Source organism: Streptomyces sp. NPDC111507 (genome assembly GCF_055638955.1).
This window is the reverse complement of record NZ_JBVKBU010000043.1, coordinates 1-11,969: the sequence shown is the minus strand read 5'-3', so window position 1 is coordinate 11,969 and position 11,969 is coordinate 1. Positions and strand designations below refer to the sequence as shown.

The following is an 11,969-nucleotide window of genomic DNA, read 5'->3' as shown; positions in this document are numbered from 1 at the left end:
GGCGCCGCGGTCGGAAGCCGGTTCGGCGCAGAGGGGCCTGTTTGCCATGTACAGGCTCGGCGAGTTCGGCGTAGGCACGCTCCGCCCAGTCCTCCGTGAGCTGGTCGTAGTCGGGCTCGGCGAGATAGTCGGTGGCGGCGTCGGTAAGGAAAACTTGCGGCAGGTGGAGGCCAACGCCGAGGCGGCGCGCGTCCATTGCTGCATTTAGCACGGCTTGTGCGGTCGGGCTGCCCTGATGGTGGCGGCGCAACAGCTCTGGGGCGCCAGCTAGCGGTGGTTTGTTGACGGCGGGTCAGGGCCGGAGTAGGCCGGTAGTAGAGGAACGTCGCCTGGGAGCTGTGATGACCCGCCGTGTGCCGTGTCCGCCCGCTCCGGGCCCGCTGGAAGCCTACGCCGCACGCTTCGAGGACCTGTTCTCCACGCTGGCACAGCGCCGCGGGTTCCGCGAGTACCTCGCGGGGCTGCTGCTGCCGCGAGACCGCAACAAGACGCTGACCTGCCTGGCCGGTACCGAACCCATCGTAGGTGCCCAACATGCTTCGGTGCAGCCGCTGCAGTTCTTCCTGTCCGAGTCGACGTGGAACCACGAGCAGGTCAACGCCCACTGGGTGGCACTGCTGCTGGCCGATCCCGGGACCACGCCGCACCCTGGCGTGGTGCTGGTGATCGACGACTCGGGAGGCCGCAAGGACGGAAAGGCGACCGCGCACATCGGCTGGCAGTGGCTGGGCCGGCTGGGCAAGACCGACAACGGCATCGTCACCGTGACCACCTGCTGGGCCGACGAGAACCTCTACTACCCGCTGCACGCCGTGCCCTACAGCCCTGCCCATCACTTCCCCAAGGGTAAGAGCGACCCCGATTTCCGCACGAAACTGCAGATCGCCGCCGAACTGGCCCGCACAGCCAAGGCCGCCGGAGCGACCTTCCGAGCCGTGGCCGCCGACTGCGCCTACGGCGACCAGGACGGCTTCCGTAGACAACTCGCTGCGGCGGGACTGCCGTTCGACATGGCCCTCAAGCCGAGCCACGGTACCTGGTCCTACGGCAAGGACGCCTACACCCCCGCCGACGCCGCCGGTGCCCTGACCTGGACGGACCCCGAGCGCCCAGGCGACTGGACCGCCGTCGAGCGGACCTTCCGCGACGGGCACACCGAGACCTGGTGGGCCACCGACGCCCGCCTCGGCTGGTGGGGACCCGACGGAAACGTACGCCTGGTCGTGGCCACAGCGGACCCGGACACACTGCCCGCGCAGGCCACCTGGTACCTGGCCACCCACCTGCCCCGCCCCGGCGGCCCCCGCGAGGCCGACAGTCCCGAACCCGCTGCCGACCTGCACGAAGTCGTACGGATCTACGGCATCCGACACTGGATCGAGCAGAGCTACAAGCAGGTCAAGGACGAACTCGGGTGTGCCGACTTCCAGGTCCGTTCCGACACCGCGATCCGCCGCCACCAGACCCTGGTCACCTGCGCGTTCTCGTCTGCTGGGACACCTGGTTCGCCCGGCCCCCAGACCGTGGGCCCGTCGTCGTCCCAGCAGTCCCGCCGGCTGCCACGCCGACAGCGGGACCGGCTGAGAGGGGGCCCAAGCGGAACCCACCAGCCCCATCCGGCCAGCTGGCCCAAGGCGATCCGCGCCGTCCGGGCCTGGCTCGCCCCCTGGACCACCCTCCAACGTTGCTGGCGAGCCTGGACGAACGCACCCCCGCCACCCGAACTCCAAGCCCTGATCAACGCCGTCGGCGCAGGCCACCCACTTGATCTCTACTCCCCGGTCTAACAAACCACCGCTAGATCCAGCCCCTCTTGGCCGCCTCGGCCCCCACCTGGAAGCGCGTGTCGAGGCCGAGCCCGGACGCGATCGCCGCGATGCGGCGGGTCACGGTGCGCGGGCTCGTCCCCAACTGCCGGGCGATGGCCTGGTCCTTGTAACCCGCCTGCATCATCTTCAGCAGCAGGAGATCCTGCGCGCTCGGCCCGTCGGGTGTCGCCGGAGCGGTCGCGACGAGGGACTGCCCACGCTGCCAGTAGGAGTCGAACAACTCGAGGAGCGCGTCGAGCAGGCCCGACCGGTGGACTACGGCGATCCTGTCGTAGCGGCCCGGGACCAGCGCGACCAGCGCGACGCGTCGGTCCATGATGCGGAGTCTGAACGGCAGGGCCGGCAGGATGCGGGCCTGCTCGCCGATCCGGGCCAGGTGGGTGATCAGCTCGAAGCGCTCCGGCTGCGCCAGTGCCTCCGGGGTGTAGACCGACCGTATGTCGACGCCGCGGCCCAGCAGGTCCATTGTCAGCTCCTCCTCCAACTCGGTGCTGTAGGGACCGAGATAGGGGGGCCGATCCAGCACCCAGAAGTGGGTGCGGACCGACTGCATCAGTTCGGCGACGCGCAGGGTGATCTCCGCCTCACCGGTGATCACCTCCACCAGTCCGGTCGGATCCTCCTGCAGCCGACGGGCGCGGTATTCGTCCGCCAGATCGTCGACGGTGCCCCACACCGCGGTGAACGCCGCCTCGGTCTCGACTCGGCGTCTGGCCAGCAGTGCCCTCAGCGCGGTGTGCGGGCTGACCGGGCGGTACTGGCCGTGCCCTTCCCTTCTCAGCATTCCCAGCTCCACCAACCGGGAGACCGTGCGCCTGACCCGGCTGGGAGTGGTGCCCAGGCTCTCGGCGATCTCGGCGGCCGTCCGGTCCGACTTGGTCAGATAGAGGCGGTAGACCCGTTCGTCGAACTCGCTGATCCCCAGGGCGCTCAGCACCGGACGTCCTCCCAGCGATCACCGCCCGGCGAGCCGTCGGGACGGTCGTGACGCGAATCGCCAAGTGGCGATGTTCGACACAAGTTTGATCTAGACATTCCTCGTTCACAAGCTTTCACTCTGAACGTTCACGCCACCTGTGGAAGGGCTCCGAGCATCCCCGATGCCGACGAGCGGTCAGGCGGCGCCACTTGGACGGCAGAGGACGACCGTGCTCTGCCCGACTGCAGAGCCGGGAGAGACCTTGTGAACGCGCACCACCGCAGACGCTGGAGTGTGCCGGTTGCCGCCGGTGCTCTGGTACTCGCGCTGGCCGGCCCCTACCAAGCCACGGCCTCGGCGCCCTCAGCAGCCCGTTCCGACGCCGCCGACTCCCCGACCACCGCATCCGCGTCCGACCGGGTGCCCGCCGGAGACCACTCCGTCACACTGATCACCGGTGACGTGGTCACCACCCGACGGAGCCCCGGCACCGACGGCAGGACCGGAGGCACGGTCAGCGTCCGAGGCGCCGACGGACGCCCGGTACAGACCCACATCCTGACGTCGGGCGACGACCTCTACGTGTTCCCCGAGTCCGTGCTGCCCTTCGTGGCCAAGGGCACCCTGGACCGGCAACTGTTCAACATCACGTCCATGATCGCCGACAGGTACGACGACGCGCACCGTGACCGGCTGCCGCTCATTGTCTCCTACACGCACCCCGCCGACGCGCGCGGCAAGGCCGCCGCTCTCCCCGCAGGGGCGACCCAGGTCCGTACCCTCGACGGCATCGACGGCGTCGCCCTCACCGCGGACCGCTCGCACGCCGCGGACTTCTGGAAGTCCGTGGCCGGGACGGCGACGACCGACGGAGGCCGCAAGCAGACCGCCGCACCGGCCTTCGCCTGCGGGATCGCGCACATCTGGCTGGACGGCCTCGTCCACGCCGACCTCGCCGACAGCACCACGCAGATCGGCGCTCCCCAGGTCTGGGCGGACGGCAACACCGGACAGGGCGTGGACGTGGCCGTCCTCGACACCGGCGTCGACGCGGGACACCCGGACCTCACCGACCGCGTCGCGGGCCGGCAGAGCTTCGTACCGGACGAGAACACGGACGACCACTTCGGGCACGGCACACATGTCGCGTCCATCATCGCCGGAACCGGCGCGGCCTCCAACGGCAGGGAGAAGGGTGTCGCGCCCGGCGCCCGCCTCGACATCGGCAAGGTGCTGGACGACACCGGGTCCGGACAGACCTCATGGGTCCTGGCCGGCATGGAATGGGCCGCGGTCGACCAGCACGCCAAGGTCATCAACATGAGCCTCGGCGACGGCCAGCCGTCCGACGGAACCGACCCCCTCAGCCAGGCCGTCGACAAGCTCAGCGCCCAGACCGGTGCGCTGTTCGTCGTCGCCGCCGGCAACGGGGGCGCACCGAGCACCATCAGCGCACCAGGCGCGGCGAGCGAAGCGCTGACCGTGGGTGCCGTCGACGCCGTCGACGCCGTGGCCGAGTTCTCCAGCCAGGGTCCCCGCGTGGACGGCGCCCTGAAGCCGGAGATCACCGCCCCCGGGGTCGGCATCCTCGCGGCCAACTCCCAGTTCGACGGCAACGGCGAGGGCGCCTACCAGACCATGAGCGGCACCTCGATGGCTACGCCCCACGTGGCCGGCGCCGCCGCGTTGATGGCCGCCGCTCATCCTGACTTCACCGGAAGTCAGCTGAAGGATCTGCTGGCCAGTAGTTCCCGGCAGACCCCGCGGTACGACGCCTTCCAGGCGGGCAGCGGCCGCCTCGACGTCGCCGCGGCCTCGCACGCCGGAGTCTTCGCCACGGCGACCGCGTACGCCGCGCAGGTTGCGCAGAATCCCGCCGGCGGCGTGCGGCGCCCGGTGACGTACACCAACACCACGGAGACGCCCGTCACCCTAGCGCTGACCGTCGAGGCGGCACACGCCCCCGCCGGAGTGTTCCGGCTCTCTGCCCCCCAGGTGGTCGTGCCCGCACACGGTACAGCCGGTGTCACCGTGACGATCGACGGCTCGGGCGTCACCACCGACGGTCGGTACACCGGCCAGGTCGTCGCGAAGACCGCGGACGGCAACGTCGCCGCGCACACCGCAGTCTCCCTCGGAGACGTCGAGCACAAACTGACCATGGAGTTCAAGGACGCCCAGGGGCGGCCCATGTCCGGCGTGGTCGAACTGCTCAGGTCCGGTGACGACTCCCCGGCGTTCGTCGTGATCGACGACTCCGGCACGGCGCAGATGTACCTGCCCAACGACGTTTACTCGGTGCTGTCCTTCAAGACGGTGCAGGGCGTCCATGGCCCCCACTCGTGGGGCATGTCGCTGCTGGGCGACCCGGACGTCCGACTGGACCGCGACACCACCGTCACGCTCGACGCGTCCAAGATCGACCGCATCGACATGACGACCCCTCAGCGGACCGAGACGACCTACCAGCGACTGGACTACACCCGCCTGATGGGCGGCCAGGTCTGGCGGGACTACATGGAGACCCAGACCAACTACGACAGCCTGTGGGCCCAGCCGACCACCCACAAGGTCACCCACGGCGACTTCTACCTGGCGGCACGCTGGCGCAAGGAGCAGCCCGCACTGGCCGTCTCCACCCGGACCACCGATTTCACCGACGTGCTGCGCCAGGATGGCGTCACCCCCCTGCCCACGGGCAGCGTCAAGCTCCCGCTGGTCTTCGCAAGCCAGGGCGCGAGCACCGACTACGCTCACCTCGACGTGCACGGCAAGGCCGTGGTGGTACGCCGCAACGACGACGTCTCCGACAGGGTCCAGGCGGCCGCCGCGATCGCCGCCGGCGCCAAGCTCATGCTGGTCGTGAACAACGTGGACGGCCGCGGCTTCCGCCGCTACAACGCGCCGTTCGGTTCGACGCCCGTACCGCTCGACGTGGGCCTGCTCAGCACCGACGAGGGCGAGAAGCTCGTCCGGCAGGCCCAGGCCCGCGGCGCTTCGGTCACGGTCGGGTCCGCGCCCGTGAGCCCGTACGTCTACGACCTCGACCAGACCTGGCACAACGAGATCCCCCACCACATGGTGGTGCAAGGCAGTTCCAAGAACCTCGCCCGGGTCGACGAGACCTTCGACAGCCCGGCCCCGGGAAGCACCGGCGGCGAGTTCCGGTTCGACTGGCCCGCCTACAACGACTGGGCCATCGGCGGAATGATGCCGGAGCCGGTGCGGGGAAAGCGCACCGACTGGGTCTCCACCGGGGGCTTCAACAGCTGGAGCCAGAGCGCGTACGCGGACGGCCTGGTCTTCGAAGCCGGGGCCAAGACCTCCTACCGGGCGGCCAGCACACAGTCCGAGGAGTGGTTCAAGCCGATCGAACGGCCCTACCTGAACGACGTCTACAGCATGCCCACGCGCAAGGGCGACCACCTGTACATCGACACCCCGGCCTGGGGCAGCCACGGCCACGTCGGCATGAGCCAGATGGACGCCGGAGCAGAGCAGCGGCAGACCCTGTACCAGGGCACCACCGAGCTGGGCACAGGAACCTTCACGAACGTCTCGGGCGACGCACCCGGTGCAGGCAAGCTGCCGTACCGGCTGGTCGTCACCAGCAAGCGCGACGTGGCGTTCACCCCGTACTCCTCCAGCACGCGCACCGAGTGGGACTTCACCTCTAAGGCGACGGCGGACGGTTCCGACGCGGTGCTGCCCCTGGTACAGGTCGACTACGAGGTCGGCACCGACTCGGACGGGCGGGCAGGACGGCACGACACCCTGTCCGTCACCGCCGGTCAGCTGCCAGGGGCCGTCGGCGCCGGCAGGGTCGGCGCGGTCACCCTGGAGATGTCCTACGACGGCGGCACGACGTGGCACCGGGCCGTGCGTGATCACGACGGGCGGTACCGCCTGGACGCGCCGAAGAAGGCGTCGTACGTGTCGCTCAGGGCGAGCGTCGAGGACTCGGCGGGCAACGCGGTGCACCAGACGGTGATCCGGGCGTTCGGCCTGCGCTGACGCACAGTTGCGGATCGCGTGCGTGAAGAACGGTCCGTCCGGGGTCTCACGACCCCGGACGGACCGCGGCCGTTCTCCACGGACGGAGACGTTCAGCGGGTGCGCGCCCGGGGTCCCGGGACCCGTCGGGCCGTCCTCGTCGTCATCGTGGCTTTGCTCACCGCAGCAGGAGCAGGGAAGCTCGCCCGCCTCGACGGCGCGACCTACCCCGCTGCCGTCACACGGGCTGCGGCAACCTTCGCCGCCGTGCTGGCCGTCGCCGCCGCCGTGACTGCGGCGCTGGCCCCGTTCTTCTCCTGATCCACCGACATGCTGGCAGGGATTTTCGGTGGTCGCTGCCCCTTCGAGAGGCCGCCATCGATGGCGCGGCGAGTGCCGCCAACGCCATGCGCATCACCAGCTATTCGCAGGCGACGGAACCACCGCGGGCCGTAGGAAGGGGGAGTCGGACGAGGATCCTTCTCAGCTACTCATCGATAGCGGCCATCGCATGATCTTCAGTCTTCACACACCGATGATCAACGGTGATCGCACCCGTTCCCGCACCGGCCCCCACCAGCACGAACGCGACTCGCCGCCAGAGCACTGACGGCTCACGAATCGAACCAGCGCAGCCAGATGGGCACGTCCTTCCCGGCGTGCCAGCGGTCGTTTGCCGCACGACGCAGTTCCGGGGTTGTCAGCGGTTCCTCGTGGGTGAGCCAGTCCAGGTACCACTCGGCGAAGGTGGCGGGCTGTCCGTCGTCGTTCAAGAGCGGGTTGAGGCGATCGCAGGTCGCGCGTCCGTCGAACCACATGGCGCCACGCATGGGTCCGCTGACCACGAGCAGGGTGTAGAAGCCGCAGCCGTCATCGCAGAGAGGGACGGCCCCGGAAGTCCGCGCGTCCTCGGCGGCATCGGCCATCTTCCGCCACGCGTCATGATCGGCTTGGTAGCCCGCAGCGGAGGCGTAGTCCCCCTCCTGGGGTTCGGTCAGCCAAAGATCTTCGCTCGCTGCGAGAGCAGCGTCGTGGTCCGGGAAAGGAACATGCAGGGTCGCACGGTTTGAAGGCTGGTCGCCGTCCCAGCGCCAGCCACTCTGATCGGCCCGGAGCGTGCGCACCCGTCCGCCGGCACTGACGCGCAGCAGGTACTGGCGATAGTCGTCGGGGAACACCACACCGAACTGTTCCTCGGCCTGACGCACCTGAGCCTCACTGAGGACCGGCGGGAGAACGGCACCGGCCCTCGATCCCCGCCGTGCATAGTGAGCGACGGTCCGCTCCCGGACATCGCTCCAGTTCACCGTCTGCATGCACCGCAAGATAGCCCGCCGACCAAGGACCGTTCAGGCGGCCCTGCGCAAATGCGCCGAGTTACAGCACGGGTGTCCCACAGTTGATCTGCAATCTCCCAGCGGCAAGCGGCTCAAGCGGCTCAAGCCTGAAGAACACCATCTACAACTGGAGTACTAGGCCGGGGACCATGCCCAGTCCGACCAGCCCCGCATGGGCTGCGAGCAGGCTGGAGGAGGCCGGCGGATCGTCAGTGCTCCGTTCCTAACCGGTCGCCGAATCCGGGGTGTCCAAAGTGGTCTCGACCTGCTGTCGGCGTTGCCAATACGTGGCCAACATCTTGTCGAACCTCGGCAACGCGCATCCCTGTCCCCGAGGGTTGACACTGATGGTTTCCATGGCCTCCAGCACGTCATGCACGTCGTTGATGAAGGCGGTGACCGCTCCGTGCTCGCGAGCCAGGGTCTCTGATGGATCAGCGTGGTCTTTCCGACGCCACCCACATCGTGCACATGGAACAGAAACTGATGATCGTCGTCTGCGAGCGGATCGCGAGCGAGGTCTCACGGAACATCGCCAGCTCACCACGCCGCCCCACGAAACCTCCGGGCCTACCGCTCCGGCGTCGCTGGATGAGCTCCGACCGCGACAGCCTTGACGACTCGGCCACACCACATCACCCCTTGGAAAAGGGCCTGTTCCGACAGGACTGAAGAACAGCCTCGTAGACAGGGTCCAGCCCTACCGACACGCCATCCCCAAGACCACAGGCGAACCATCCCGGTCCTCAACGTACCAGCCCTTGACTCTGCGGCGGACGGCATGCACCGGCCCGCAGACCATCGGCACCCCAACCAACCGCCCCTGCCTGGACGGCAGCTGAGACGTATTTTCACCGCGACGTTGTACAGACTGAATGACGTCCGGGGAAGAGATGGGCACACTGTACGCCTACGCACCGACACGGGCCCGGGGGACTCGATGGAACTGCTCGACATACGCCTGCGGTTCATAGCAGATGAGACGACAGCCAAGGAAATCGTCCAATTCCAGCGGCAGTTGGACAGTGAACCGGAGCTGCGCGGCCGGCTCCGACGCATCACAGCCGACGACGCGCCCACCGACCCCGAAGGGCACATGGGCAACGGCCTGGCGGAGTTGCTCGTTGTATCGCTGAGCAGCGGCGGCGCCGTCAGCGCCCTCGTCACCGTACTGCCCTCCCTACTGCGAGCCCGCCGGACCGACACCACCGTCGAGGTCACCCTCTCAGACGGTCGCAGCGCCAAAATCACAGCAGGGTCCGCGGAAGACGCCCGGATACTGCTGGAATCAGCGCTACGCGAGCACAACAGCCAGGAGTAAAGACATGCGGCTGCCGGAGCCGCGGGGATCACGGGCGATCCTCATCGGCACCTCGGTGTATGACAGCGAAGAACTGGGCCCGCTGCTCGCCGTGCGCAATAACCTCGACGTCCTGCGAGACATCCTCACAGCCGACCGGACCGGCGGGTTTCTACCCGGACGCTGCACGATCATCCAGGACGCCACCGACCCGCGTGAGGTCTGCCGCAGCCTGCGCGAAGCCGCCACCGACACACCGGACACGCTGCTGGTCTACTTCACCGGCCACGGCATCCTGAACAGCGACCTCACAGAACTCCACCTCGCCCTGACCGGAACCGACCAAAACGACCTGCGCTGGACGTCCGTTCCCTTCCAAGCCATACGAGAGATCCTCGACAACGCAGACTGCCGCAACAAGATCCTCGTCCTCGACTGCTGTCACAGCGGCTGGGCCCTGGACGAAATGATGGGACCAGGCCCCAACGCCCGAATCGACCTCGACATCCGCGGTGTCCACGTGCTTGCCTCCGCATCCCGCGACGAAGCCTCCATCGCCCCACCAGGCGAGCGCTACACCGCATTCACCGGCGAATTGATCCGCCTGCTGCGCGACGGCGTCCCAGCCGCAGCCGATCCCCTACCACTGACGGCCCTGTACACACCGCTGACACAAGCCCTCAAGGAACGAGGCTACCCCCGGCCCAAGCAGCAAGGATCCGACCATTACGGCGAATTGGGCCTCGTCCGCAACCGTGCCTCCACCACCGCGCCGATGAACGCCCCGCACGCACCAGCGCATGACGAGGCGCCACAGAAGAAAGAGATTCGCTTCACTGCCAACCGCCAGTTCGCCAGACGGCGCTTCTGGGCACTGCTGCTGCCCACCGAAGCACTCCTGATCACGCTCGTACTGGCCACCCTGCCCACAGGGGACGAATCCCTCTTCGCCGAATCCCCACGCGGAGCTGAACTCGCAGCCGGCATAGCCGGCGCACTCTTCCTCATCTGGTGGACAAGCACTCTCTACCCCACCGGCTACTGCCTGGTCGTCAGGTCCGACGGCATCGACCTACGCTGCACCCCCTCACGCCACTTCTACTACCCCTGGCACGCGATCGCTCGCGTATGGATCCGCCCGCGCACACGCCGACTGCGCCGACACCCCCGCTACGAAGTGACGGTGCGATTGAAACCCGGCGTCCTCGTCTCCGAAGCAGCCTTCGCCACAGCCGGCCCGCACAACGACCGGACCGCCGGAGCACTGCGCTTCGCAGACCTACGCAGAATCGAAGCCCGCCCCGAAGAAGTCGACCTGGCCCTGTCCCAGTGCGCCGACCTGGCCTGGACACCGTGCCCCGAACTGGCGTCCTCGCCGCGCCGACAGGCCCCCACCTCCGTCACCTTCACCAGCCGTCGCATCAACCTGGCCGCTATCGCACTCGTCTGCGGAGCCTCGGCGCTCAACCAGCTCGCACGAGGCCTGCTACTGACCGAGGCGTGGACACACCTGACCGGCCTGACGATCTGCGCCACGGAACTCGCAGCCTGCAGCTTCGCGGTGATGCGCGTGCGGCATCCCGCACGCCTCACCATCAACGGAGCAGGCATCGAATTCGCCTGCGGAGAAACGGCCCTCGCCTACGCCTGGTCAGAGATCAGCCGTATCGGCGTGGTTCCCTGGCCTCCCGGAAGCGGCAGAAACGGCGTGCTGGCCATACGCCCGGCCACACAAGCCGAGAACCCCATAGACCGAACAAACCCCCTGCTGCCCCGACTGACCGCAGGGACAGTCACCATCTGCCCACTGTACGAAATCACCGCACACACGAACGCCATCGAGGAGGCCCTGGAAAACTTCGGCAGCGACGAACAGGTCGCTTTCGACGCGAGCACCTGGATGCGCACCTCCTTGGGCGAAGACGGCAACGTCTTCCGGGGACGACTGCCTAGGGTCTGGGCAAGCGCAGCCTTTGTCCTGGTCGCGTTGCCCACCCTTGCCATGGGAAGCCCCTACACGTCCATCCCCTGGGTGGTCGTGCTCAGAAACACGATCTTTCTTCCCCTCCTCTTCATCGGAGGACCGCTGTACGTGTTCAAGGGCGCGGACCAAGTACTCTTCCGCGTCACCGCCGCAGGATTCGACCTGCAGTTCCTGCAGCACCGCGTACACGTCCCATGGCGCGACATCGAACGCATCGGCCTGGTCGTCAGACACGAGCCATTAGACGAATCGGTCATGGTGTGGCTGCGTCCCGGAGCAAAGATCCCGAAACCCCGGTGGTCGTGTCTAACCCGCAAACACGGTGGACTGCGCGTCCTGTCCCTGCAACAGTGCCGCGTCGACGCTGACGCCGCGGACATCGACCAAGCCATCGCCCGCTACGCCGGCCGCAAATACTCACGCATCATGTACATCCGCGACGACGAGCCCGGAACACGCCCGGATACAGAACCCGGCCTGCTGTAACCTTTCCGATCGATCCGCACCCCCCATGTCTTTTTCTTTGTGTAAGCCCGGTGCTCGTACCTGTTCTTACTGGTCGGTGACGCGGTCGCCGTAGTAGCCGGCGAGGGTATTGATGGCTTCC

Annotated in this window: 6 protein-coding genes and 2 pseudogenes; 5 read left to right on the top strand and 3 right to left on the bottom strand. The window is 67.9% G+C overall.

Annotated features, from left to right (window positions below; genetic code table 11):
* A pseudogene (locus ACZ7M2_RS52275) lies at positions 1 to 196 on the bottom strand (hypothetical protein); the annotation flags it as partial.
* A 145-nt stretch (positions 197 to 341) separates the two neighbouring features.
* Between ACZ7M2_RS52275 and ACZ7M2_RS52270 the strand changes: the two are divergent.
* Positions 342 to 1,768 (top strand): annotated as a pseudogene (locus ACZ7M2_RS52270) (IS701 family transposase).
* A gap of 29 nt (positions 1,769 to 1,797) precedes the next feature.
* Here ACZ7M2_RS52270 and ACZ7M2_RS52265 read toward each other — a convergent pair.
* A complete protein-coding gene (locus ACZ7M2_RS52265) occupies positions 1,798 to 2,766 on the bottom strand; it encodes a winged helix-turn-helix transcriptional regulator (RefSeq protein ID WP_352053935.1) in 969 nt (322 codons plus the stop codon).
* A gap of 246 nt (positions 2,767 to 3,012) precedes the next feature.
* Between ACZ7M2_RS52265 and ACZ7M2_RS52260 the strand changes: the two genes are divergently transcribed.
* Together ACZ7M2_RS52260 and ACZ7M2_RS52255 are read left to right on the top strand one after the other, a co-directional pair.
* The gene (locus ACZ7M2_RS52260) at positions 3,013 to 6,762 is read left to right on the top strand and encodes a S8 family serine peptidase (protein ID WP_471601343.1); all 3,750 of its coding nucleotides are present in this window, start codon (positions 3,013 to 3,015) and stop codon (positions 6,760 to 6,762) included.
* An 18-nt stretch (positions 6,763 to 6,780) separates the two neighbouring features.
* Positions 6,781 to 7,062 (top strand): hypothetical protein, encoded by a 282-nt coding sequence (locus ACZ7M2_RS52255; protein ID WP_471601342.1) that lies wholly within the window; start codon positions 6,781 to 6,783, stop codon positions 7,060 to 7,062.
* A gap of 293 nt (positions 7,063 to 7,355) precedes the next feature.
* On the opposite strand, the gene ACZ7M2_RS52250 is transcribed toward ACZ7M2_RS52255, so the two are convergent.
* Positions 7,356 to 8,057 carry an SMI1/KNR4 family protein gene (locus ACZ7M2_RS52250; RefSeq protein ID WP_471601341.1) on the bottom strand — a complete coding sequence of 234 codons (702 nt, stop codon included), beginning with the start codon at positions 8,055 to 8,057 and terminating at the stop codon, positions 7,356 to 7,358.
* A 961-nt stretch (positions 8,058 to 9,018) separates the two neighbouring features.
* On the opposite strand from ACZ7M2_RS52250, the gene ACZ7M2_RS52245 reads away from it, so the two are divergent.
* Both ACZ7M2_RS52245 and ACZ7M2_RS52240 read left to right on the top strand, forming a co-directional pair.
* Complete coding sequence (locus ACZ7M2_RS52245) at positions 9,019 to 9,399, top strand: effector-associated constant component EACC1 (protein ID WP_471601340.1); 381 nt, start codon at positions 9,019 to 9,021, stop codon at positions 9,397 to 9,399.
* Positions 9,400 to 9,403: 4 nt separating this feature from the next.
* Positions 9,404 to 11,848: a caspase family protein gene (locus ACZ7M2_RS52240; protein ID WP_471601339.1), complete on the top strand. Its 2,445-nt coding sequence runs from the start codon at positions 9,404 to 9,406 to the stop codon at positions 11,846 to 11,848.
* The last annotated feature ends 121 nt before the right edge of the window (positions 11,849 to 11,969 follow it).